The sequence below is a fragment of the Roseateles sp. genome (assembly GCF_036404855.1).
Taxonomy (GTDB): Bacteria; Pseudomonadota; Gammaproteobacteria; order Burkholderiales; family Burkholderiaceae_C; genus Pelomonas.
The window spans coordinates 44,871-66,738 of record NZ_DASWYS010000275.1 but is presented as its reverse complement, the minus strand read 5'-3'; the positions used below and the strand labels follow the sequence as shown (position 1 = coordinate 66,738).

At 70.5% G+C, this 21,868-nt stretch carries 22 protein-coding genes; 4 read left to right on the top strand and 18 right to left on the bottom strand.

Features of this window, described 5'->3' with window-relative positions; translation table 11 throughout:
* From VGF12_RS18330 to VGF12_RS18320, 3 genes are all read right to left on the bottom strand, one after another.
* The coding region (locus VGF12_RS18330) for a beta-ketoacyl synthase N-terminal-like domain-containing protein (RefSeq protein ID WP_331177484.1) at positions 1 to 354 on the bottom strand (354 nt) is incomplete at its 3' end.
* The gene (locus tag VGF12_RS18325; RefSeq protein WP_331177483.1) at positions 354 to 617 is read right to left on the bottom strand and encodes an acyl carrier protein; all 264 of its coding nucleotides are present in this window, start codon (positions 615 to 617) and stop codon (positions 354 to 356) included. The genes VGF12_RS18325 and VGF12_RS18330, both read right to left, overlap by 1 nt.
* Positions 601 to 1,443 (bottom strand): alpha/beta hydrolase, encoded by an 843-nt coding sequence (locus VGF12_RS18320; protein ID WP_331177482.1) that lies wholly within the window; start codon positions 1,441 to 1,443, stop codon positions 601 to 603. Before VGF12_RS18320 ends, VGF12_RS18325 begins: the two co-directional genes overlap by 17 nt.
* Positions 1,444 to 1,562: 119 nt before the next feature.
* Here VGF12_RS18320 and VGF12_RS18315 point away from each other — a divergent pair, with 119 nt between their 5' ends.
* Both VGF12_RS18315 and VGF12_RS18310 read left to right on the top strand, forming a co-directional pair.
* Positions 1,563 to 2,231 carry a response regulator transcription factor gene (locus tag VGF12_RS18315; RefSeq protein ID WP_331177481.1) on the top strand — a complete coding sequence of 223 codons (669 nt, stop codon included), beginning with the start codon at positions 1,563 to 1,565 and terminating at the stop codon, positions 2,229 to 2,231.
* 2 nt (positions 2,232 to 2,233) lie between these two features.
* Entirely contained in the window at positions 2,234 to 3,610 is a 1,377-nt protein-coding gene (locus VGF12_RS18310; protein ID WP_331177480.1) for a sensor histidine kinase, read from the top strand.
* Positions 3,611 to 3,644: 34 nt separating this feature from the next.
* On the opposite strand, the gene VGF12_RS18305 is transcribed toward VGF12_RS18310, so the two are convergent.
* From VGF12_RS18305 to VGF12_RS18260, 10 genes are all read right to left on the bottom strand, one after another.
* Complete coding sequence (locus tag VGF12_RS18305; RefSeq protein WP_331177479.1) at positions 3,645 to 5,510, bottom strand: B12-binding domain-containing radical SAM protein; 1,866 nt, start codon at positions 5,508 to 5,510, stop codon at positions 3,645 to 3,647.
* Positions 5,511 to 5,624: 114 nt separating this feature from the next.
* Positions 5,625 to 6,185, bottom strand: coding sequence for a hypothetical protein (locus VGF12_RS18300; protein WP_331177478.1), 561 nt, complete (start codon positions 6,183 to 6,185; stop codon positions 5,625 to 5,627).
* Between the two features lie 104 nt (positions 6,186 to 6,289).
* The gene (locus tag VGF12_RS18295; protein ID WP_331177477.1) at positions 6,290 to 7,939 is read right to left on the bottom strand and encodes a GMC family oxidoreductase; all 1,650 of its coding nucleotides are present in this window, start codon (positions 7,937 to 7,939) and stop codon (positions 6,290 to 6,292) included.
* 50 nt (positions 7,940 to 7,989) lie between these two features.
* Positions 7,990 to 9,285 carry a cell envelope integrity protein CreD gene (gene creD / locus VGF12_RS18290; RefSeq protein ID WP_331177476.1) on the bottom strand — a complete coding sequence of 432 codons (1,296 nt, stop codon included), beginning with the start codon at positions 9,283 to 9,285 and terminating at the stop codon, positions 7,990 to 7,992.
* Positions 9,286 to 9,344: 59 nt separating this feature from the next.
* Positions 9,345 to 10,769 (bottom strand): two-component system sensor histidine kinase CreC, encoded by a 1,425-nt coding sequence (gene creC / locus VGF12_RS18285; RefSeq protein ID WP_331177475.1) that lies wholly within the window; start codon positions 10,767 to 10,769, stop codon positions 9,345 to 9,347.
* A gap of 3 nt (positions 10,770 to 10,772) precedes the next feature.
* Positions 10,773 to 11,441, bottom strand: coding sequence for a two-component system response regulator CreB (creB, locus tag VGF12_RS18280; RefSeq protein WP_331177485.1), 669 nt, complete (start codon positions 11,439 to 11,441; stop codon positions 10,773 to 10,775).
* Positions 11,429 to 12,457 carry an NAD(P)H-dependent flavin oxidoreductase gene (locus VGF12_RS18275; protein WP_331177474.1) on the bottom strand — a complete coding sequence of 343 codons (1,029 nt, stop codon included), beginning with the start codon at positions 12,455 to 12,457 and terminating at the stop codon, positions 11,429 to 11,431. Before VGF12_RS18275 ends, creB begins: the two co-directional genes overlap by 13 nt.
* The gene (locus VGF12_RS18270; protein WP_331177473.1) at positions 12,454 to 13,095 is read right to left on the bottom strand and encodes a MarC family protein; all 642 of its coding nucleotides are present in this window, start codon (positions 13,093 to 13,095) and stop codon (positions 12,454 to 12,456) included. Before VGF12_RS18270 ends, VGF12_RS18275 begins: the two co-directional genes overlap by 4 nt.
* A gap of 15 nt (positions 13,096 to 13,110) precedes the next feature.
* Complete coding sequence (locus VGF12_RS18265) at positions 13,111 to 13,881, bottom strand: helical backbone metal receptor (RefSeq protein WP_331177472.1); 771 nt, start codon at positions 13,879 to 13,881, stop codon at positions 13,111 to 13,113.
* Positions 13,878 to 14,777 carry a hypothetical protein gene (locus tag VGF12_RS18260; protein ID WP_331177471.1) on the bottom strand — a complete coding sequence of 300 codons (900 nt, stop codon included), beginning with the start codon at positions 14,775 to 14,777 and terminating at the stop codon, positions 13,878 to 13,880. Before VGF12_RS18260 ends, VGF12_RS18265 begins: the two co-directional genes overlap by 4 nt.
* A 233-nt stretch (positions 14,778 to 15,010) precedes the next feature.
* Here VGF12_RS18260 and VGF12_RS18255 point away from each other — a divergent pair, with 233 nt between their 5' ends.
* Positions 15,011 to 15,415, top strand: a complete 405-nt coding sequence (locus VGF12_RS18255; protein WP_293504523.1) for an RNA recognition motif domain-containing protein — start codon at positions 15,011 to 15,013, stop codon at positions 15,413 to 15,415.
* Between the two features lie 83 nt (positions 15,416 to 15,498).
* On the opposite strand, the gene VGF12_RS18250 is transcribed toward VGF12_RS18255, so the two are convergent.
* From VGF12_RS18250 to VGF12_RS18230, 5 genes are all read right to left on the bottom strand, one after another.
* Positions 15,499 to 17,805 carry a carbohydrate binding family 9 domain-containing protein gene (locus VGF12_RS18250; RefSeq protein WP_331177470.1) on the bottom strand — a complete coding sequence of 769 codons (2,307 nt, stop codon included), beginning with the start codon at positions 17,803 to 17,805 and terminating at the stop codon, positions 15,499 to 15,501.
* Between the two features lie 212 nt (positions 17,806 to 18,017).
* Positions 18,018 to 18,791: an SDR family oxidoreductase gene (locus tag VGF12_RS18245; protein WP_331177469.1), complete on the bottom strand. Its 774-nt coding sequence runs from the start codon at positions 18,789 to 18,791 to the stop codon at positions 18,018 to 18,020.
* Positions 18,788 to 19,447, bottom strand: coding sequence for an LPS export ABC transporter periplasmic protein LptC (gene lptC / locus VGF12_RS18240; RefSeq protein ID WP_331177468.1), 660 nt, complete (start codon positions 19,445 to 19,447; stop codon positions 18,788 to 18,790). The genes VGF12_RS18245 and lptC overlap by 4 nt, the downstream gene beginning before the upstream one ends.
* The gene (locus VGF12_RS18235; protein WP_331177467.1) at positions 19,444 to 20,022 is read right to left on the bottom strand and encodes a KdsC family phosphatase; all 579 of its coding nucleotides are present in this window, start codon (positions 20,020 to 20,022) and stop codon (positions 19,444 to 19,446) included. Before VGF12_RS18235 ends, lptC begins: the two co-directional genes overlap by 4 nt.
* A complete protein-coding gene (locus VGF12_RS18230; RefSeq protein ID WP_331177466.1) occupies positions 20,022 to 21,008 on the bottom strand; it encodes a KpsF/GutQ family sugar-phosphate isomerase in 987 nt (328 codons plus the stop codon). Before VGF12_RS18230 ends, VGF12_RS18235 begins: the two co-directional genes overlap by 1 nt.
* A 142-nt stretch (positions 21,009 to 21,150) precedes the next feature.
* Between VGF12_RS18230 and VGF12_RS18225 the strand changes: the two genes are divergently transcribed.
* Entirely contained in the window at positions 21,151 to 21,858 is a 708-nt protein-coding gene (locus VGF12_RS18225) for a phosphatase PAP2 family protein (protein WP_331177465.1), read from the top strand.
* Positions 21,859 to 21,868: the final 10 nt, after the last annotated feature.

Sequence of the window (21,868 nt, the reverse complement as noted above, 5' to 3'; positions counted from 1 at the left end):
CTGCTGGTAGGAGGCCTCCCTGGACGCCGAGCCCCCCAGCCCCGTGCCCCAGGCCACCGCAGCGCGGTCCGGCTCGGGGGCCGTCGCCGGCAGGCCGGCCTGGGCCCAGGCCTCGGCGGCGGCCTCCAGCGCCATCAGGCTGTGGCGGTCGTAGAGGTTGCGCTGTGCTGGCGGCAGGCCCGGCGCAAGCGGCACGGTCACGGCGGCGGCCGCGAAGGGCTTGAGGCCGTGCTCCTCGCTGCCCGCCTGGGCCGTGACGCCGGAGCGGCCGGCCAGCAGCGCATCGGCCAGCGCATCGGCGCCGACGCCGAGCGCGCTGATGGCCCCCAGCCCCGTGACCCAGACCCGGACCATCAGGCGGCTGCGGCGAGCGGCTGCGCCTTGGCTGCGATCAGCTCATCGACGAGGGCGGCCAGGCCGGCCAGCGTGGGCTGTTGCAGCGCGCGGTCGTGCTCGATGCTGATGTGGAAATGGTCCTCGACGGTGAACATGAAGTCCACCAGGCCGAGGGAGTCGAGGCCAAGCTCGACGAAGGGCGTCTCGACCTTGCCGTTGAGCGCCTCGGTGCCGAGCTCGCGTTGGGCGAGGATGCAGAGTTCTTCAAGCGTGCTGTTCATGGGGATGGGTTCCAGGGGTCAGGGGAGCAAGGAGGGCCAGCGGATGCCGGCTCAGCAGGAAGTCGCGCACCGTGCGTGCGACGGCTGTGCGTTCGTTGTCCAGGGTCAGCATGTGATAGCTGTCGTGGAACCAGTGCACCTCAGGCCTGGCGCCGAGGCGGTTCTGCAGTTCGCGCACACTGCGCGGCCCGGCCACGTCGTCCTCGCTGGCGTGCAGCACGATGGCTGGTGCGACCAGGCCGGTGAGCCGGGCCCGGACGTGGCGGATCAGCCGAGAGGCTTCGTACAGCGATGCGGCGGACAGCCGCGCGGCGCCGACGGCCGAGACCTTGTCCGACGTCATCGCCTGCTCGACCCAGGCGCGCAGGCGCTCGTTCTTCAGGCCGAAGGGCGCTGTTTCCCGAAAGCTCATGCGGTGGCGCAGGCCAGGCAGGTAGGCCAGCGGTAACAGGCGCCGCCAGGGCGAGACGTTCCAGCCGTCGAAATGCAGCGTCGTCGAGATCAGCACCAGGGCCGCGGCCGGCCGGCGCGAGGCCAGGGCCAGCGCCAGCACGGCACCCATGCACAGTCCGCCGATGGCGACGCGGCCATGCTCGGCGGCCAGCCGGTCGAACCGGGCCTCGGCTTCTGCCAGCCAATGCTCGAAAGGCGGCACCGTCAACTGTTCGCCGGTGGCGCTGCTGACCCCATACCCGGCCATGGCGGGCACGTCGACGGCATAACCGACGTCACGCAGGGACTTGGCCACCGGCGCCAGCTCCAGCGGGTTGGCGCACAGACCGTGAAACAGCAGCACCGCAGGCCGGCGCTCGATGGAGTTTTTCATGGCGGCCAGTGTCCGGAGCGCCGCCGTCACCGTCTTGACACCCGCCTTGCCGCGAGCTTTCCTTGCGCGACAGCCCGGTGTCAGCACGACGGGCGGTCTCAGGCCATACTCCAGCCACCATGCGCATCCTGCTCGTCGAAGACGACGAACATCTCGTCGAAACCACCGCCCGCGCACTGCGCTCCCAGGGCTGGGTCGTGGACTGCACCGCCCGAGGCGAGCCTGTGCCGCGCTCGCTGCGCGAGGATGCCTACGACATCCTCATCCTCGACATCGGCCTGGCCGGCATCGACGGCTTCGAGACGCTGCGCCGGGTGCGTAGTGAGGGCATCGCCGTGCCGGTGCTCCTGCTGACCGCCCGTGACGCCGTCGAGGACCGGGTCCGCGGCCTGGAGGGCGGGGCGGACGACTACCTCGTGAAGCCCTTCGCGCTGACCGAACTGGTTGCGCGCGCCCGTGCGCTGGTGCGGCGCAGCCAGGCGCGCACCAGCAACCAGCTGCAGCTGGCGCGTCTGCGCATCGACCAGGAGGCGCGCCGCGCCTACATCGACAACGAGCCGCTGGCGCTGTCCGCGCGCGAGTGGGACGTGCTGGGCTTCCTGATGGCGCGTGCCGGCAAGGTCGTGCCCAAGGAGCACATCGCGCTGGCCAGCAATGCGTGGGACCAGGGCGTCAGCGACAACGCCATCGAAGTCTGCCTGTCGCGCTTGCGCGCCAAGATCGAGCCGGGTGGCGTGCAGCTGCGCACCGTGCGTGGCCTGGGCTATCTGCTCGAGGAAATTGCCTGAAATTGGCAGAGGGCTCGCGCTCCAGCCTGCAGCGACGGCTGTTCGGCTGGCTGATGCTGCCCCTGCTGGTGGCGCTGCCGCTGCTGGGCATCGCGCTGTACCAGCAGGTGCAACACAGTGCGCAGGGCTGGCTGGATGAAGGGCTAGAAGACACCGCGCTGACGCTGGCCGGCCAGATTGACCTGCGCAGCGGCGAGCCGCGCATCGACATCAGCGCCACCATGGACCGCGCCCTGCGTTTCGACCGCCAGGACGACGTCTTCTATCTTGTCCTCGCGCCCAACGGCGAGGTCTTGCAGGGCGATGCCGGTCTGGCCGAGGTGCAGCCCCTGACTCCGATGCAGGAGTCGGGCCAGGCCTTCTACGGCGACGTCAGGCTGCGGGACCGCGAACTGCGCCTGGTGCAACTGGGGCGTGATTGCGGCCTCGGTGTCTGCCAGGTGATGGTGGCCGAGACCCTGCACAAGCGCGATGCGCTCCAGCAGCAGATCGCCAGCCTCGTCGCAATCAGCGGTCTGGGGCTGGTGGCGCTGCTGGCCCTGGCAGGCTGGTGGGCCATCCACCAGGGCCTGGCGCCGCTGACCGGCCTGAGCGCCGAGCTGGAGCGCCGCGACCTGCACCGCCTCACGCCGCTGGAGGCGCCGCTGCCGCGCGAGCTCGTGCCGCTGCAGGCTGCCTTCAACCGCCTGTTCGAGCGGCTGGACCGCGCCGCCGGCGCGCAGCGCGAGTTTCTCGCCGACGCCGCCCACCAGCTTCGCACGCCCCTGACCTCGTTGCAGACCGAGATCGAGCTGGCCATGCTGGAACCGCACGACCAGCGCCTGGACCCAATGCTGGAGCGGCTGCGCCAGCGCGTCATGCGCAGCGCACGCCTGGCCCAGCAACTGCTGTCCCTGGCGCGGGCCGAAGATCGCAGCGTCAACGTCGGCCAGCGCATCGATCTGCGCGACATCGCGATCGAGAGTGGCCAGGACTGGGCCCACCGGACGCTGCCCAGCGGCGTCGACCTCGGCTTCGAGCTCGAGGAGGCGCCGGCACTGGGGCACGCCTTCCTGCTGCGCGAGGCGTTGGAGAACCTCATTCACAACGCCGTCAGCTATGCCGGCCCGGGTGCGCGCATCACCGTGCGCTGCGGCAGCGGGCTGGAAGGCCCGTGGCTGGAAGTTGAGGACAACGGCCCCGGCATTCCGGCCGCGGAGCGGCCGGCGGCCATGCAGCGCTTCCGGCGGGGCAGCAGCGCCAGCGGTTCCGGCAGCGGCCTCGGCCTGGCCATCGCGTCCGACATCGCCACCCGCCACGGCGGCCTGCTGGAGCTGCTGGACGCCAACGCCGGCCAGGGCCTGAGGGCGCGGATCAGCCTGCCACCGCTGCGGTCCTGATCGGCGGCCGTTGCCGGCGGGTCCAAGACGCCCCTCAGGCGTGCGTGAGCGCGCGCTCGACGAAGCGGCGCGGCACCGTCGTCTTGGGCACGCGCACCGGGAACCAGGCGCGGATGTCCTGCTCGATGCCGATGCCGTGCATGAAGTTGTAGAGACCCTTCTTCAGCCCCTGTCCCAGGCCGTCGTGGTCGGTGGGCGTGGGATCGATGAAGGCGATGTCGTTCTTCGCGAAGCGCCCGTCGGCAGGCAGGGGCTGCAGCGTGACACCGTACTCCGCCGGGTTCAGGCCGACGGGCGAATGCACCGTGCAGGCGAAGCGGTGGAAGAAGCCGCTGTGGATGCAGCCGTTCTCGAACAGCTGGCGCACGTACTCCAGCGCGTCCACGGTGTCCTGCGTCGTCTGCGTCGGGAAGCCGTACATGAGGTAGGCATGCACCAGCACGCCGGCATCGGCGAACGCCTTGGTCACGCGCGCCACCTGCTCCACGCTGACGCCCTTCTTCATGAGCTTTAGCAGTCGGTCGGACGCCACCTCCAGCCCCCCCGAGATGGCGATGCAGCCACTGTCGGCAAGCAACTGGCACAGCTCTGGCGTGAAGGTCTTCTCGAAGCGGATGTTGCCCCACCAACTTATGGCCACGCCGCGGCGGATGAGCTCCTCGGCCAGCGCCTTCAGCGCCTTCGGCGGCGCGGCCTCGTCGACAAAGTGGAAGCCCGTCTGACCGGTCTCCCTGACGATGGCCTCGATCCGGTCCACCAGCACTTCGGCCGAGGCGGCCTCGTAGCGCGAGATGTAGTCCAGACTGACGTCGCAGAAGCTGCATTTCTTCCAGTAGCAGCCATGGGCCACGGTCAGCTTGTTCCAGCGTCCGTCGCTCCAGAGCCGGTTCATGGGGTTGAGCATGTCCAGCAGCGACAGATAGCGGTCCAGCGGCAGGCCGTCCCAGGTCGGCGTGCCGACGTCGTCAAATGCAACGTCAGGCTCGACGAAGTTCGTGTACCTCACCTGCCCCTCGTCGCGCCAGAAGGTGCGCACGAGGCGGGTGCTGGAGCGCTTGCCGGCGACGTGCTCCAGCAGCGCCAGCAGCGGCCGCTCGCCGGCGTCCAGCGTCACGTAGTCGACGAAGTCGAACAGGCGCGGTTCGGCCAGCTCGCGCAGCTCGGTGTTCACATAGCCGCCCCCCAGTACCGTCACGGTGCCGGGGCGCGCGGCCTTGATGGTCTGCGCAATGCGCAGCGCCGCATAGACCGAGCCGGGGAAGGGCACCGACAGCAGCACGACGTCCGGGTCTTGCTGCTCCAACGCAGCCAGCGTGAGACGCTGCAGCGTCGCGTCGACGAGGTTGGGCGGCGCGGCCAGGGCCTCGGCCAGCGGGTCGAAGTGCGCCTGCGCGGCGGCCAGCGATTCGGCGTAGCGGACGAACTCGAAGCGCGCGTCCACCGCGTCGCGCAATACGTCGGCGAGGTCGTTCAGGAACAGCGTGGCGAGGTGACGGGCACGGTCCTGCAGGCCCAAGGCACCAAAGGCCCAGGCGAGCGGGTCTTCGCCTTCCTCGCCGGTGTAGTTGTCCAGCGACGCGAAGCGCGCCCCCTCGGGCAGGAAGGTCCGCGTGTTGATGCGATGCGCCAGCGTCGGGTCGCGGCCCTGCAAAAAGCTGAGCACGCGCGGCGCGGCGGCGGCGATCGCATTGAATTCGGCGGCGAACCAGGCCGTCTGCGGTGTGCGGTTCGCATCGGGCAGGGCCAGCACGGCTTCGCGGACCTGCGCCAGGCCGGCCGGCGAGAACAGGGCCAGCACCAGCGTCAGCGCCAAGTCCACCTGATGGGCGTCGATGCCACGCGAGCGCAGGAAGCCCGTCAGGTAGGCGGTAGACGGGTAGGGCGTGTTCAGCTGCGTCATCGGGGGGATGACGGAAAGGACACGGAGAGGCGGAGCCGGGGACTGCATTGGCCCGATTGTCGGTCTCCGCGAGTGCGTGGAGGCTCGCCGCGTGGAACCGTCGGTCGGTGCTCTTCAGTGCATGGCAGCCAGGGCGTCCTTGCATGAGGCGGTCGCGGGGCCTGGCCCTGGCCGCGTCTCGTCGACTCTCACGCGAGAGACCTCCCTTTCGACAAAGGGGATCAGCGGCGCCTGCCGGTACAGATGCACCGTATACCCCGAGTCGGCCGTGGCATTGCCCCATGCGATGACGCGGCATTCAAGGTTCGCGTCAATTCGAAGCGTCTGCAAGGGCGGGTTGGCGTAGTCGCCGATGATGAACGCCAGACCGAGAAGGCCCACGGTGCCCATCATGTATCCCGCGAGAACTGGGACGGCGGCGATGACCAGTGCGGGTACTCGCAGGATCAGCGGCTTCACCAGCCAAAACGACGCGGCCAGAAAGACATAGGCCAGATAGGCGGCAGCCAGGCAGGCGACGTTGACGGGGGTGGACATGAACGAGACGTCCAGCCGTGCGGCGCCCATCACGCTGACAATGAAAAGCGCGCTCCCAAAGACAAAGCGTTTGATCAGCGCGGGGCGGGCCCTCATCACGGCAATGAAAGCGATGACCGAGATGGGCGGGGCCGCCATGAGAGCGGTCCACGCAATGGCAAGGGACGTTCCCAAGCGGTTCTTCTAGATATCGCAGGAATGACTGCCGGCGGCTGCGAACCTGACATCGCGGCGTTTGGGCCTCATCCCACCAGCCACCCCGCCAGCTTCTCCGCAATCATCAGCGTCGGCGAGTTCGTGTTCCCGCTCGTGATCGTCGGCATCACGCTGGCGTCCGCCACGCGCAGCCCCGTCACGCCGCGCACGCGCAGCCGTGAGTCGACCACCGCGCCGGGATCCTCGTTGCGGCCCATCTTGCAGGTGCCCACGGGATGGAAGATGGTCGTCGCGATGTCGCCGGCCAGGCGGGTCAGCTCCTCGTCGGTCTGGAACTGCGTCCCGGGCTTGTACTCCTCGGGCTTGAAGGCCGCCAGCGCCGGCTGGGACACGATGCGCCGCGTCAGCTTCAGGCTGTCGGCGGCCACCTGGCGGTCTGCTTCGGTGGCCAGGTAGTTGGGCCGGATGGCGGGCGCCACGGCGGCGTCCGGCGACGTGATGTGCACCGTGTCGCGGCTGGTCGGGTTGAGGTTGCAGACACTGGCCGTGAAGGCGTTGAAGCTGTGCAGCGGCTCGCCGAAGGCATCCAGAGATAGCGGCTGGACGTGGTACTCCAGGTCGGGCCAGATCTTGGTGGGGCTGCTGCGCGTGAAGGCGCCGAGCTGCGAGGGCGCCATGCTCATCGGGCCGCTGCGCCGCAGCGCGTACTCCAGGCCGATCATGGCCTTGCCGATCAGCGAGGCCGAGCGGGTGTTCAGCGTCCGGGCGCCGTCGACCTTGTAGACAGCGCGGATCTGCAGATGGTCCTGCAGGTTCATGCCCACGCCCTGCATGTCCTGTTCGACGGTGATCCCCAGGCCCTGCAGCAGCGCGCCGGGGCCCAGGCCGGAGAGCTGCAGGATCTGCGGCGAGCCTATGGCGCCCGCCGCGAGGATGACTTCACCGCCGACGTTGAGCCATGGCTGCTCGACGCCGTGCGGCGTCAGCACCTCGACGCCGCAGCAGCGCAGCCCCGTGTCGTCGCGCAGCAGGCGCAGCTTGCGTACCTGCGCGCCGGTCCACAGCTCGAAGTTGGGCCGGCCCAGGGCCGTCGGCCGCAGGAAGGCCTTGGCCGCGTTCCAACGCAGGCCCTTGCGCTGGTTGACCTCGAAATAGCCCACGCCCTCGTTGTTGCCGGCGTTGAAGTCGCTCGTGGCCGGGATGCCAGCCTGGGCCGCGGCGGCGGCGAAGGCGTCGAGGATGGGCCAGCGCAGGCGCTGCTGCTCGACGCGCCACTCGCCCTTGTGGCCGTGAACGGCGGCAAATCCCTCGGGAGCGGTCTTGGGGTTGTCCAGGCGCCAGTGGTTCTCGTGGCGGCGGAAGGCGCGCAGCACGCGCTCCCAGCGCCAGGTGTCGTCGCCCGTGGCGTCGGCCCAGTGCTCGTAGTCGCGGCTCTGGCCGCGCATGTAGATCATGCCGTTGATGCTGGAGCTGCCGCCCAGCACCTTGCCGCGCGGGTAGCGCAGGCTACGGCCGTTCAGGCCCGCCTCGGCCTCGGTGTTGAAGCACCAGTCGGTGCGCGGGTTGCCGATGCAGTAGAGGTATCCGACGGGGATGTGGATCCAGTGGTAATCGTCCTTGCCGCCCGCCTCGATGAGCAGCACACGCTTGCCGCGCATGCCGCTGAGGCGGTTCGCCAGCAGGCAGCCGGCGGTGCCGGCGCCCACGATGATGTAGTCGAAACCTTGTTGGGACATGAGGAGCGCTAACGGGGCGTGCCAGGGAGGGATGCAGCCCCTAGGGTAATTCACGCTTCGTCCGCTGCGCCGCCCAGGCGGTACCAGTCCAGCTTGCGCGTGAGCGTCATCACGACCGCCAGCACGGCGAACAGCAGCACGGCGCCGATGACCAGGGCCGTCTGCTCCCGGCTCAGCAGCATGTAGAGGGCGCCGTAGAGCAATGCGATGCCGCCGCCGAAGGCCGCGCCGCGCAGCCAGCCGCCGAGCATGGCCGCGGCGTACTGCGTCAGCACCAGCGCCGCCGCGCCGGCCGCGATCAGATAGGCCTTCAAGAAGGGCAGATGCTCCGACAGGCTGAGCAGCAGCAGGAAGAACAAGCTGAGTGCCATGCCGACAAGCAAATACTGCACGGGGTGCACGCGCCGGCCGGTCAGCAGCTCGGTCAGGCCGACGGTGACGAAGGTGAGGGCGATGAAGATGAGGCCGTACTTGATGGCGCGGTCGCTCATGACGTAGGGGTTCACGGGGTCGATCAGCCCGACGGCCAGCGTGTCCAGGTTCTTTTGGCCCGCGACCACGTCGGCCGCGGCGCTGCTGGACAGCTCGCTGACCTGCCAGCGTGCCGCGAAGCCGCTGACGCCCACCTGGCGCTCCGCGGGCAGGAAGCGCCCGCCGAAGCTCGGGTGGCGCCAGCTGGATTCCAGCCTCACCGAGGTGTTGCCCGCCGCCGGCACGACCGCCAGGCCGCCGGTGCCCACAAGCTCGATGCCGAGGGTCACGGCCAGGGGTTCGCCCGGCAGCGGCGCCTCCAGGCGGGCGTGCAGGCCGCTGGGGTAGTTGGGATTGCCCGTGCCGGGCCGGACGATCAGGGCCGCGTTGTCCCGCTTGAGTTCGACGTTGCGCAGGCCACGGGCATCGCTGGCCGAGAACATCACGACCAGGTCGCCGCACTCGACCTGGCCGCCTGTGTTCTCCGGGCGCGGTGTCAGCGGCGGCAGGGTGTCCCAGCGTGCGGCGACGGACAGCTTGCCGGCGTAGGTGTTGATCTTGAACAGGCCGCGGTAGCGGGGCTCGGGGCTGAGGCCGCCGCTGATCTGCAGCTGCGAAGGCGGCAGCAGCAGCGTGAAGTTGCGGCTCTGGACGCCGTCTTTGTAGGCCGCCCAGGTCTCCTTGCAGTTGCGCATCAGCAGCGGGCCGAGCAGGGTCTGCGGCCCGGCAAGCGACTCTTCAACGCCGCGCGCGGCCTCGCGCTGATGGGCCTGGCGTTCGCGGGCGAGTCCGCCGATCTGGCCGAGCACGACGCACAGCAGCAGGGTGACGATGGCCAGGATGGCCAGCTTGGCAAAGGTGGGGTTGAGCTTCATGCCGCCAGCATCGCCAGCAGCGGTGAGGAGACGACGAAGTGCGTGAAGCGAAGGTGAAGTCAGCGCGGCAGGATCAGCGTCACCCGCAGTCCTGGCTGCGCCGCCTCGAAAGTCAGCCGCCCACCATGCAGCTCGGCCACGCGCCTCGCGATGGCCAGCCCCAGGCCCGAGCCCTTGACGAGGCTGCCCGGCCGCGCCGTTGAGAAAAAGCGCTTGCCCAACTGCGAGAAGGCGGCCGGCGGCACGCCGGGGCCGTGGTCGCGCAGCGCCAGGCGCACGCTGGTGGGCGTCGTGCTGACGCCGAATTCCAGTGTCGAGCCGGCGGGCGCGAAGTCGATGGCGTTGACGAGCAGATTGCCGAAGGCCAGCTCCAGCAACGTCGTGTCGGCGTCCACGGCCACGCCCTCGCGGGCGGTCCACACGACGCGCAGGTTCTGTTGCGCCAGCCGCGGCGCCTGACGCTCCAGCTGCGCCTCGGCCCAGTCGGCCAGAACCACGCGCTGGTGTTCGCCCAGCCCGACCTGCGCCTCCAGCTGTGACAGCGCCAGCACCCGTTCAACCAGCGTCTGCAGCCGCGCGGTCTGGTCCAGCACCTGGGCGGCAAAGCGCTGGCGGTCGGCGGCGGGCAGTTCGTCCTGGAGCAGCTCGCCGCTGGCGCGCAATGCAGCCAACGGGCTCTTGAGCTCGTGCGTCAGCGCACGCACGTCGTGCTCGAGTTGCTCGCGCCCCTCCAGCCTGCGACGCATGTCGTCCATCGCATGAGCCAGGTCGCCCAGTTCGCCGGGCATGGCGGGTGGCGCAATGGCCTGGCCGGCCTGGGCCTGCTGGGCGTAGCGGCGCAGGCGCCGCACCGAGGCCACCAGCCACAGCGTCACCGCGACACCGATGACCAGGCTGGCCGCCAGCAGCGCGGCGCCGGCCCAGAACACGCGCCGCTCGGCGCGGTCGATGAAGCGCTGCACGCTGGCCACCGGCTTGGCGACGCTGACGACCCCCAGGGTGCGGCCGTCCTTCAGCACCGGTGCGGCCACGACGAGCACGGTGCTGCGGTCGTCGGCCAGGTAGCCGCGCGAGGAGCGCGCGCCATAGTCGCCGCGCAGTGTCAGTGCCACGTCGCGCCATTGCGAGTAGTCCTGCCCGACGGCCGAGGGCTGGCCGGAGTCGAGCACCACGCGGCCGGTCTCGTCGGTCACGTAGATGCGCAGGTCGAGGTTCTGCTTGCGCAGGCCCCAGATCATCACGTCTACGTCGCGCTGGGCATAACGCTGCAGCTGGGCGGCGAGCCGCCCGTCGGGCCGGGCGCCGCCGGCGGCCAGCTCGTCCACGGCCGCCTCGGCCAGCAGATGGGCCGTGTCCACCATCAGGTCTTCCATGACTTCGCGCACGCTGGGCTTGACCTCGGCCAGGAAGACCTTGAGCAGCAGCACCGCGCTGAGGCCGGCGATCAGGAAGAAGCCGAAGAAGACCCTGAGCCCGAGTCTCATCGGCTAGGGCTCCAGGGAGTAGCCAAGGCCGCGGTGCGTCTTGATCGGGTCGCGCGCGGGTGCGGCCTCGCGCAGCTTGGCGCGCAGCGTCTTGATGTGGGTGTCCACGGTGCGGTCCGTGCTCTCGGCGTTGCTGCCCCAGACCGCGTCCAGCAGCGTGTCGCGACTGTGGATGCGCTGCGGCGCGCGCAGCAGATGCGTCAGCAGCCCGAGCTCCAGCTTGGTGAGGTGCAGCGGCACGCCGTCCAGGCTCACGCGCGCGCCATCCACTGTGAAGCCCGCCGTCGCCGGCGGTGCGGCCTGGGCGCGACGGAGCAGGGCGCGCACGCGGGCCACCAGCTCGCGGGGGCTGAAGGGCTTGGCGAGGTAGTCGTCGGCGCCCAGTTCCAGACCGAGCACGCGGTCCATCTCTTCGCTGCGCGCGCTGAGCACGATGATCGGCAGTCGGGAGAGCGGCCCGCCGCGCAGCTCGCGGCACAGGTCCAGGCCATGGCCGTCGGGCAGGCCGATGTCGAGGATGAGCAGCTCTGGTGGCGGCGCGGCGCGCAGCCGCTCGCGCGCCTCCGACAGCCAGACGCGGTGCTCGACCGCGAAACCGTCGCGGTGCAACGCGAACACCACCGTGTCCGCGATGGCGGGGTCGTCTTCCAGCAGCAGGATCAAGCGCGCCAGCCCTGTGTCAACGCGGCCACCAGCTGCGCCGCCGAGCCCGGCGAGCGGCTGAGCGGCAGGGCCTGGCCGGCCCAGAGGCTGATGAAGTCAGCCCGGCCGGCCTTGGCGGCGGCCTGGCGCATGGCCCGGCTGGCGGCATTGGGCTGAGGGAAGTCGGGTAGGGGCGTGCCCTCCAGCTCGCGCGTGACGCGGTTGGCCACGCCACGGGCCAGGCGGCCGGAGAAGGCCCGCGTCAGCGTCGAGTCGGTGTCCTGAGCGGCCAGCAGCGCCGTGCGGTAGGCGGGCGACAGCGGGCATTCGTCGACGAGCAGAAAGGCCGTGCCCGCCGTCACCGCGCTGGCGCCCAGCGCCTGCGCCGCTGCGACACCCCGGGCATCGGCGATCCCGCCGGCGGCGATGACGGGAATGTCCAGCGCGTCGACAAGCAGGGGAACGAGGGCCATGGTGCCAATCAGCGCGCCTTCCGGCGTGCCGAGGAAGCCGCCGCGGTGGCCGCCTGCCTCGTAGCCCTGGGCGACGACGGCATCGACGCCGCTGGCTTGCAGCAGCCGCCCTTCGGCGACCTGTGTGGCGGTGCCGACGACGGTGAACCCCTGCGCCTTCAATGCCGCCACCCGTGCCACCCCGGGGTCGCCCATGACGAAGCTGATGATGGCCGGTCTGGCGGCGACGGTGGCCGCCAACTGGGCGTCGAAGTCTTCCTCGTAGCGCTCGGGCCGGGCAGGCGCCGGCAGACCCAGCTCGGCATGCCAGCCGGCAAGGCGGGCGAGGTAGGTGTCCAAGGCTACGTCGTCGCGCAGCCAGGGCTGCGGGCAGAACAGGTTGATGCCGAAGGGCCGGTCAGTGCGGGTGCGAATGTCGGCCGCGATCTCGGCGATGCGCGCTGGCGCCAGATAGGCCGCGCCCAGCTGGCCGAAGCCGCCGCCGGCGCTGACGGCGGCGACCAGGGCACCGCTGGCCGCCTCGCCGGCCATGGGCGCCATCCAGACCGGCGGCAGGCCGAAGAGCGTGTTCATCCCACCGTCCTCGCGGCCAGCACGGGGAAGAGCTTGATGAGGCCGTCGGACAGCAGCTCCACGGCCAGCGCGGCGAGGATGAGGCCCATCAGCCGCGTCATGATGTTGATGCCGGTCTGGCCGAGCACCTTGGCGATCTTGCTGCTGGCCGAGAACGTGAGGAAGGTGACCAGTCCCACGACCACGCCGTAGCCGCACAGCACGGCCAGTTCCCACCAGTGCCGGGTCTTGTCGGCATAGATCACCATCGTCGAGATGGTGGCCGGGCCGGTCAGCAGAGGGATGGCCAGCGGCACGACGGCGATGCTGGCACCCGCGTCGGCCTTGCTGGAGCCTTCGGTGACGTCTTCCGAGCGCGCCTCGGCCGGCTTGGCGTTGAGCATCTGCAGCGAGCTGATCAGGAGCAGGCAGCCGCCGCCGACCTGGAAACTGGCCAGCGAGATGTTGAAGAACTCGATGATCTTCAGCCCGAACAGCGCCGAGAGTGCGATGACGATGCCCGCCGTGCAGGCGCTGACCAGGATGGTCCGGCGCCGCTGCTGGCGCGTGAAGGCGGAGGTGAAATGGATGAAGAAGGGGACCACGCCGACCGGATTGACGATGGCCAGCAGCGCAACGAGAGGCTTGTAGATGTCCATGCTGGCGATTGTGGGTCAGGCGCTTCGCGTCAGTTCGCGCAGATAGTCCAATCCCGCCGCGCCGCGTGAGCCCCACCAGCTCAGCAGCTCGCCGTCGACGAGCTGCACCCGCGCCCGCGGGCACAGCGCTTGCGCGTCGGACAGGTGCCCGGTGCCGAAGCGATAGGGCTCGGAGCTCAGCAGCACGCGGTCGATGCGGTGCAGCCAGACCTCGTCGCCGCGCAGTGCGGGGTAGCGCCCGGCCCCCTGCTCGCCGCCGGATACGTCCGGCCAGGTGAGCCAGCCGCCTTCAGCCAGCAGCATCGAGATGTAGGTGTCGCGGGCCACCGTCATCCAGGGCTCGTGCCAGATCAGATAGAGCACGTTCTCGCGCGGCTGGGCCACTTCGCGGCAGCGCGCGAGGGCGGTGCGGAACTCGGCGGCGAGCGCCGCAGCCCGCTCGGTCACGCCAGGCTCGCCGGCAAAGGCCGTCCGCAGTTGCTCGAACAGCACCAGGTTGTCTTCCGGCCGGCGCGGGTGGGTCACGATGACCTCCGGCACGAACGCCCGCAGTGCCTCGGCTGTCTCGCGCCGGTTCTCGTCGACGTTGACGATGACGTGGGTGGGAGCGAGCGCCTTCAGCTTGGCAAGATTCACGTCCTTTGTGCCGCCCACCTTGGGCACCGCCGCGACGGCCTCGGCGGGGTGGATGCAGAAACCCGTGCGGGCGACCAGGCAGGGCCCCAGGCCCAGGGCCACCAGCGTCTCGGTCGCGCTGGGCACCAGGCTGGCGATGCGCGGCCTCATTCCTCGTCCGTGAGCGCCAGATAGACCGCGCAGCAGCCGCGCAGCCAGACCAGGGTCGGCAGCACCAGCGCGATGGCGAACACGACGCCGCCGCCGATCAGCGCGGCCAGTCCCAGCGATCCCCCCTGCAGCGGCACCCCGGTGGCGCCGAAGCCGCGCGGACCCAGCCCCATGACGCCCGCCAGCAACTGTCCGGCCGGTAGTTCCACCCCAGCGCCCAGGATGGCCAGGCCGGCCACCAGGCGGCCCCCGCTGACGACGACGAAGCTGACGGCGGCCGTGGCCAGCGCGGCCAGCAGGTAGACGGCCGCCATCAGCAGGGCCGTTTCGGGCAGGCCGTGGCGCAGGCGGCCGCGCAGGAAGGCCAGCACGCCGGTGCTGCGCTGGCCGGCCCAGACGGCCGGCCCGGCCAGCGGCCCGACGAGAACCACCAGGGCGAAGGCGATGCCGCCCAGCATCAGCACGCCCAGCGGCAGGACGATTGCCAGCAGCGGTGCACCCACCAGGGGCCAGCGAGTGGCCCACAGCAGGCCGGCCAGGGCGGCGGCGGCCAGCGCTGTCAGGGCCAGGCAGGCCAACAGGGCCAGCAGCACGCGGTGGCCGCTGCGCAGGGCGTCGGTGAACGCGTCCTGGGGGTCCCGCACCGGCAGGCCGCGGGCCTGGTCCATCAGCATCAGGCCGGTGGCGTTGACCCCGAAAAAGGCGACAGCCAGGGCCAGGCCCATCCAAAGTGCGCTGAGCAGGTTCTGCTCGCGCACCAGGGCGGACTGGGCCATGGCCAGCAGCAGGCCGGCGAAGCAGAACCCGGCCAGCAGGGCATAGAGGGCGCGCAGGTTGCGCAGCGCGTCGACGCTGGCGAGCACGCGGGAGAGGGCGGTAAGCAGACTGGGCGTCATGTATTCACGGTCGGGCGGGGATGGTATCGATGACGGCGCCATGACGCTCGGGAATCGCCAGGGTTTGTGCTAGATCGTAAAAACAACACTTGTCAGAGTGCCGTCCCGCAATCCCGGCACCCCGCCACCATAATCAATTGCCTGTGTCTGGACGCCGCACCTTCGCTTGAATGGTTCACGATGGGTTGAAGCTCCACATGGTTTTTTGATTTTGAGAAGAGAAGGGCTTCCCCATGGGAAACAAGCTTTACGTGGGCAACCTTGCCTACAGCGTGCGTGACGAATCGCTGCAAGAAGCGTTCGGTCAGTTCGGGACCGTGACCTCCGCAAAGGTCATGATGGATCGTGAAACCGGTCGCTCCAAGGGTTTCGGTTTCGTGGAAATGGGCTCGGATGCTGAGGCTCAGGCAGCCATCAACGGCATGAATGGCCAAGCCCTGGAAGGCCGCGCCATCGTCGTCAACGAGGCACGTCCTCGTGAAGAGCGTCCGGGCGGCTTCGGCGGCGGCGGTCGTTCGGGTGGCGGCGGCTACGGCGGTGGTGGCGGCGGCTACGGCGGCGGTGGCCGTTCGGGCGGCGGCGGCTACGGCGGCGGTGGTGGCGGCTACGGCGGCGGTGGCCGTTCGGGCGGCTACTGATCCGGGCCACTCGCAAGATATCTGAACAAAGCGCCTTCGGGCGCTTTGTTGTTTCTGCTTCCGGGCTGCCTTGGCTCGGGGGCTCAGTAGCCCAGCGTGGCCTTGGCGAACACCTCGTCGGTGCGAACTGCACCCGGCTGCTCGCGGGCCCGGTTCAGGCCCACGCTGACGACGCGGGACAAGCCGATCCGGTGCTGGAACATCAGCGACAGCACCCGCCCGACATCGTTCTGCGCGGCCAGGCCGGCGGCCGGGTCTTCGCGGCGGCTGAAATGCGTTTGCTGGCGAATCAGCCTCATCGAGTTGCGCGGCCCCAGGTGCAACACCAGCAGGCTCTGCGCGCTGCGGTCGGTGAAAGCGCGGCGGCCGTCCGGGCCGTCGACCCAGCCTATGCCGAAGCGCTGCTCATACTCCAGCCACCATCCGCCCGGCAACGGCGTTCGCATCTGGGCCTGCAGTTGGCCCTGCGCGCCCAGGCCGACGCGGTCGGCGTCGACATCCAGCCGCCGACCCCATTCGACCTCGGCGCTGACGTAGGTCAGCAGCTCGCCCGGGTTGGACTCCAGGCCCAGCAGCAGCGTGCGGGTCGGGTGCAGCCGGCCGCCGCTCTTTGCCCGGTGGCTGTCCAGACCCACGTGGCCCCAGACGCCGGTGTTGCGCGCCGCCGCGAACCAGAATCCCGGCTGCACCAGGCGGTCCAGCACCTGGCCGGCGGTGACGCCCAGCAGAGGGTCGGCCAGCGTGCGCGTCTCCTGCAGCTTGAGCTGGACCTCGCTCTCGTGCATGTCCACGCCGGCCAGCTCGCGAGGCCCCAGGCGCAGATAGCCGAAGGCCGACGCGCGGCGGATGGCGCTCTGGCTGACGAAACCGTTGTCGTTGGCGAAGCGAGGGCTTACTTCCTCGACATTGACGTTGGCCACCCAGTCGCCGTCGCGGTGGCGCCAGCCCAGCCAGGCGCGGTGCCCGCGCTCGCGGTTCACGCGCAGCACCTGGCCCGCTTCGTCCAGGCCGAGCGTCGTGTCGGACAGCAGCACATGGCCGCGCCACTGGTCGCTGTCGCCGACCCGCCAGACGCCGTCGCTGCCCACGACCTGCGTTGTCATGCCATGGCCAAAGTCGCGCAGCGACGCGAGGCCCGCGAGGCCGAACTGCCCCTGCCCGCCCAACTGCACGCGGCCGCGAGCGAAGGTGGCCTGCGAGCCGCCGGGCTGCACGCCGCTGCGTGTGGCGAACGCGCCGGCGCGCAGCAGCGGGCCGCCGCCGGCATCACGAAGATGCAGGGCCGTGGCTTCGGCTCCGGCACCGCGCCATGTGGCGCGCAGGCCCCAGTCGGGGTCGGTGATGGCGCGGGTGTAGAAGGCCGCGAGGCTGCGGTTCTCGCCGGACTCGTCGGCCTGAGTGGGGCCCACCACGTCGGCGCTCTCCAGGAAGAAGGGGCGCTTCTCAGGCACGCTGAGCGCGAAGCGCGTGTTACCGGCGAGCTGCGGCGCATCGAGCTCGACCTGCGAGAAGTCGGGATTTAGCGTCACGTCGAGCACCCAGTCCGCCCGCGGCCGCCACTTGAGCTCCGCACCCAGCGATGCCTTGCGGGCCCGCCGCGTGCCGTCTGCCTCGCTGACGTTGCGCGTGGCGCGCATGGTCAGCTCCGGGCGGAACGCCACGAAGCTCCGCTCGCGCACCTGCTCGACGAGATCGTCCAGCCCGTCCAGCGGCTGCAGTTCGGCGATGAAGCTCAGCGCGTCCTTGGTCAGCGCGGAGGCGCTGACGTTGAGTGTGCGGTCCTCGCGCGGGATGTTGCGGGCGACCATCACGCGCCAGGGGGCGCCATCCGCATGCGGGAAGCGCAGCGCAGCAAGCGGCCAGCGCAGCTCGACGCTGTAGCCGTCGACCAGCCGCACCGTCGCGGCGTCCACGTCGAAGTCGGGCGCCGAGTCCTCGCTGTCCTCCTCGGCGGAGAACAGGCCATCCTCGACGGCGCCGGCCGCGCTGACGCGCACGTACTGCGCCGTGCGACGGTGCCCGACGGGGTCGATGAGGATGGAGACGAAGTCCTGGTCGGCCTTGACCTGGTCGCGCCGGGCCAGCGGCGCGCGGATACGGCCGGGCTCGGGGTCCCAGGCGCGGATGCCGAAAACGAGGGCATCGCCGGTGACCAGCACCTGCACCGTCGTGCGCCAGCGTGCGGGCTGCTTGTCGGCGGGCAGGAACTGCGCGAAGCGCTCGTAGACCGGTGCACGTCGCCAGGCGTCGTCGTCCAGGCGGCCGTCGATGACCGGGGGCGGCTCGCCAGTGGCCAGGCGCAGTGCGGTGGGATATTGCGGCTCCGGGGTGTTGCCCCAGGCTGGCAGGGCCAGGGCAAGCAGGCCCGGGCCGAGGAGACGGAAGGTCATGGAAATCGTCCGAGAACGGCTACGCGCGCGGGCAGCAACCGCAGGAATCAGGTGGGGCGTGCGCAGCGCGCAGCCGGCGGACGGCGCTGCGTCAGATGGCAGCGCGCGGGCTCAGCAGGGGTGAAGCACCTTGGCCATGATGTCTTCCTGGGCTGCGTCGTGCAGCGCTCGGTACGAAGGCGCGCAGTGTAGCCAGGGCCTGTGCGCGTTGGCTACTCGCTCGCGCGCTTCTTGCGCGGCCGGCTGCCCAGCGCGCGGTCGTAGAGCCAGTTGGGCAGCAGTCGAAGGATCTTGGCCAGCACACCCATCTGCCAGGGGATGACGCGATAGCTGACCTGGGCACGGATGCTGCGGACGGCCTGGTCGGCGAAGTCATCGACCTGCATCAGGAAGGGCATGGAGTAGCGGTTGCCGCGTGTCAGCGGCGTGTCGATGTAGCCCGGCAGCAGCGTCACGACGTGCACGCCGAACGGCCGGCATTCACCGCGCAGGCTTTCGCAGTAGGCCACGACGCCTGCCTTGCTCGCGCAGTAGGCGCCATGCCCCGGCAGGCCGCGGATGGCGGCGACGCTGGCCACGCCCACCAGCGTGCCGGAGCGGCGCTCGTTCATCGCGGCGACGAAGGGGTGGAAGGTGGCGGCCAGGCCGACGTTGTTGGTCGCGAAGGTGCGACGCATCACGTCGAGGTCGTCGAAGTGGGCCGTGTCCATGCCGACGCTGATGCCGGCGTTGGCGATGACGACGTCGGGCAGGCCCTGGGCCGCGATGCATTCGCGGCCGATGCGGGCCATGGCGTCGAGGTCGGCGACATCTGCGCCATAAACCCTAAAGCGGGCGGCGTCGAGCCGTTGCTCTGCGGCCCAGCGCTGGACCTCGGCGGTGCGGCGGGCCACCAGCGCGAGGCGGGCACCGTCGCGGTAGTAGCGCAATGCCAGGGCCTGGCCGATGCCGCTGGACGCGCCGGTGATGAAGACGAGCTCGCTCATCGGCCGTCGCGCGATGCAATCTGCCCTTGGGCCCGGCCCGTGAAGCTGACCTGGCCCGTGAGGTGGCGGTACTCGAAGTTCCGCGTGTTCAGCGTCGAGCTGCCCTGGCGGATGGTGACGGGCAGGTGGGAGCGCAGGATCTCGCTGTTAGCCAGCGCCTGCAGGAACTCGCCGCGCACCTCCAGCTGGGCCGGCGCGTTCTCGCCCGAACCCGGTGGCAGGCGGCGCAGGCGCACGTCGCCGATCAGCTGCATGTCGCTACCGTCGCCATTGCTGATGGCGCGCTTGGCCTCGGCGATGGCCAGGCTGCCGTCTGGCGCGACGGCACGCACCCGGGCCTGGTCGATCTCGATGGTGTCGGTGTCGGGGTAGTGACGAAGCTCGGCGCCGGCAATCTGCACGTTGAGCCGGCCGTCCGCGCCGATGCGCTGGATCTCGAAATTCGCCATGCGGTAGTCGGGGATGTGGCGCGGCGGCGCCAGCTCGCCCGGGGTGTCCAGCAGCGGCGTGTTCTTCACCAGCCACCAAGTGCCGCTGGCCAGCAAGGCCATCAGCAGCAGCGGCAGGTAGTTGGACAGCAGGCTCTGGACGCGCCACAGCCAGGGCCGGGGCTTGGCAGCCCGCGGCGTGGCGAGGGGGAGGGCCGCGGGCGTCATGTCGGGGTGGTGCCGTCCAGCGTGGCGTGGTGTGCGTTCAGCAGGCGCTCATAGTGGCCTCCCGCCATCAGCAGGACGTCGCAGTACTCGCGCGCCGCGCCGTGGCCGCCGGCCGCGCGCGTGACGTGGTGAGCAATGGCCAGCACTTCGGCGTGGGCGCCGGGCGGGGCGCAGGCGAAGCCGGCGCGGGTCATCAGCGGCAGATCGGGCCAGTCGTCGCCCATGACGGCGACCTCGCCCCAGTGCACGCCGAGCCGGGCCAGCAGCGGCTCGGCGGCGGCGAGCTTGTCGCCAGCCCCGTAGACGGCGTGGGCCAGGCCCAGGTCGGCGACGCGGCGACGCACGGCGGGGCTGTCGCGGCCGGTGATGACCACGGGCGTGATGCCGGCCTGCTGCAGCGACTTCAGGCCGTGGCCGTCAAGCGTGCTGAAGGCCTTGAACTCCTCGCCGCGTTCACCGATGTAAATGCGGCCGTCGGTCAACACACCGTCGACGTCGAAGATGGCGAGCCTGATGGCCAGGCCGGAGCCCTGGGCCTTGACCAGCAGTTCGGGAGGAAAGCTCAGTGCGGCCATCAGATCACCTTCGCCCGCATCAGGTCGTTGATGCTGATCGCGCCGACGAGGCGCTGGTCCGTGTCCACGACGAGAACCACGGTGATGCGCGCGGCTTCCATCAAGTCGGCGGCATCCACGGCCAGCGCGTCGGCGCCAACGGTGCGCGGCCTGGGGTGGGCGACCTCGGCGGCAGTGAGGGCGCGCAGGTCGCGGCCCTGCTCGATGAGGCGGCGAAGGTCGCCGTCCGTGAAGATGCCCTGGACGTGGTCCTGGGCATCGACGATGACCGCCATGCCCAGGCTCTTGGCGCTCATCTCGCGCATCAGGTCGGTGAAGGCGGTGTCGGCGGCCACGCGAGGCAGGGCGTCGCCGCTGCGCATCAGGTCGCGCACATGGGTCAGCAGCTTGCGGCCCAGCGCACCACCCGGGTGGGAGCGGGCGAAGTCTTCGGCCTTGAAGCCGCGCGCATCCAGCAGGGCCACGGCCAGGGCGTCGCCCAGCGCCATCTGGGCCGTGGTGCTGGCGGTCGGAGCCAACTGCAGCGGGCAGGCTTCCTCGGCCACGGCACTGTCGAGCACGACGTCGGCATGGGCAGCCAGGCTGGACTCGGCACGCCCCGTCATTGCGATGACGGGCACGCCCAGGCGCTTGAGCACGGGCAGGATGGCGTTGAGCTCGTCGCTTTCTCCGGAATTGGACAGCGCCAGCACGACATCGCCGCCGGTGACCATGCCCAGGTCGCCGTGGGCCGCCTCGGCGGGATGGACGAAGAGGGCCGGCGTGCCGGTGGAGGCCAGGGTGGCGGCAATCTTGCGGCCGACGTGGCCGCTCTTGCCCATGCCCATGACGGCGACACGGCCATGGCAGGCCAGCACGGCCTGCACGGCGCTCACGAAAGCGTCGCCCAGACGCGGTGCCAGCTCGGCGAGGGCGCGGGCCTCGACCTCGAGCGCCTGGCGGCCGATGCGGATGGCGCGCTCGGCGGCAAAGACGGGTGAACTCATGCGGCCAGTGTAGACAAAGGCCCAGGCGGCCCTTGCGGGAGCTACCCCGGCGTGACTTCCATCGCATCCGGGCGAATACGGGGTGCAAGACGCCAGCCAGGTGCAAGGATTCGAGGCATCCGCCTCTCGACAATTCCGATCCATGCAGATCAGCCTGTCCTCGGTCCCCGCGCGCGCCGCCCGCCTGCCAGCCGGCGTGTGGGCCCTGCTGGTGGGCCTGGGGGCCTTGCTGGTCTGGGATGCCAGCGGACTGGACCTCTGGGTCATGCGTCAGGTGGGCAGCGCGGCCGGTTTTGCCTGGCGCGAGAACTGGCTCACGGTGCAACTGGTGCACCAGGGCGGCCGCCTGCTGTCCTGGCTGGCGGTCGCCTTCATCCTGCTTGCCAACCTGCGGCCCCGCCAGGTGCTGCCCGAGCTGACCCGGCGCGAACGGCTCGACTGGTTGCTGGCCACGCTGTTTTGCCTTGCCGCGGTGTCGCTCATCAAGCGCGCGAGCGTGACGAGCTGCCCCTGGGACCTGGCCGAGTTCGGCGGCACGGCCCACTACATCTCGCACTGGGCCTTCGGCTTGCGCGACGGCGGCGGGGGACATTGCTTCCCGTCCGGCCACGCCAGCGCGGCCTTTGCCTTCCTGGGCGGCGGCTGCGTGCTGGCCCGCGCCTACCCGCGGGCGGCAAGGGCCTGGCTGGCCGGCGTGATCTGCCTGGGCGTGGTCTACGGCGTCGGCCAGATGCTGCGCGGCGCCCACTATCCCAGCCACACGATGTGGACGGCATGGATCTGCTGGGCCGTGACGATGGTCGCCCTGCGCGCGCCGTCCTGGCTCACCAGGCGGCGTGCCGTCGCCTGAGGTCCTGTCC

Coding starts and splice junctions, on each gene's coding strand:
- VGF12_RS18325 (WP_331177483.1), bottom strand. CDS start 617: ATGAACAGCACGCTTGAAGAACTCTGCATCCTCGCCCAACGCGAGCTC.
- VGF12_RS18320 (WP_331177482.1), bottom strand. CDS start 1,443: ATGAAAAACTCCATCGAGCGCCGGCCTGCGGTGCTGCTGTTTCACGGT.
- VGF12_RS18315 (WP_331177481.1), top strand. CDS start 1,563: ATGCGCATCCTGCTCGTCGAAGACGACGAACATCTCGTCGAAACCACC.
- VGF12_RS18305 (WP_331177479.1), bottom strand. CDS start 5,510: ATGACGCAGCTGAACACGCCCTACCCGTCTACCGCCTACCTGACGGGC.
- VGF12_RS18300 (WP_331177478.1), bottom strand. CDS start 6,185: ATGGCGGCCCCGCCCATCTCGGTCATCGCTTTCATTGCCGTGATGAGG.
- VGF12_RS18295 (WP_331177477.1), bottom strand. CDS start 7,939: ATGTCCCAACAAGGTTTCGACTACATCATCGTGGGCGCCGGCACCGCC.
- creD (WP_331177476.1), bottom strand. CDS start 9,285: ATGAAGCTCAACCCCACCTTTGCCAAGCTGGCCATCCTGGCCATCGTC.
- creC (WP_331177475.1), bottom strand. CDS start 10,769: ATGAGACTCGGGCTCAGGGTCTTCTTCGGCTTCTTCCTGATCGCCGGC.
- VGF12_RS18275 (WP_331177474.1), bottom strand. CDS start 12,457: ATGAACACGCTCTTCGGCCTGCCGCCGGTCTGGATGGCGCCCATGGCC.
- VGF12_RS18270 (WP_331177473.1), bottom strand. CDS start 13,095: ATGGACATCTACAAGCCTCTCGTTGCGCTGCTGGCCATCGTCAATCCG.
- VGF12_RS18265 (WP_331177472.1), bottom strand. CDS start 13,881: ATGAGGCCGCGCATCGCCAGCCTGGTGCCCAGCGCGACCGAGACGCTG.
- VGF12_RS18260 (WP_331177471.1), bottom strand. CDS start 14,777: ATGACGCCCAGTCTGCTTACCGCCCTCTCCCGCGTGCTCGCCAGCGTC.
- VGF12_RS18255 (WP_293504523.1), top strand. CDS start 15,011: ATGGGAAACAAGCTTTACGTGGGCAACCTTGCCTACAGCGTGCGTGAC.
- VGF12_RS18250 (WP_331177470.1), bottom strand. CDS start 17,805: ATGACCTTCCGTCTCCTCGGCCCGGGCCTGCTTGCCCTGGCCCTGCCA.
- VGF12_RS18245 (WP_331177469.1), bottom strand. CDS start 18,791: ATGAGCGAGCTCGTCTTCATCACCGGCGCGTCCAGCGGCATCGGCCAG.
- lptC (WP_331177468.1), bottom strand. CDS start 19,447: ATGACGCCCGCGGCCCTCCCCCTCGCCACGCCGCGGGCTGCCAAGCCC.
- VGF12_RS18235 (WP_331177467.1), bottom strand. CDS start 20,022: ATGGCCGCACTGAGCTTTCCTCCCGAACTGCTGGTCAAGGCCCAGGGC.
- VGF12_RS18230 (WP_331177466.1), bottom strand. CDS start 21,008: ATGAGTTCACCCGTCTTTGCCGCCGAGCGCGCCATCCGCATCGGCCGC.
- VGF12_RS18225 (WP_331177465.1), top strand. CDS start 21,151: ATGCAGATCAGCCTGTCCTCGGTCCCCGCGCGCGCCGCCCGCCTGCCA.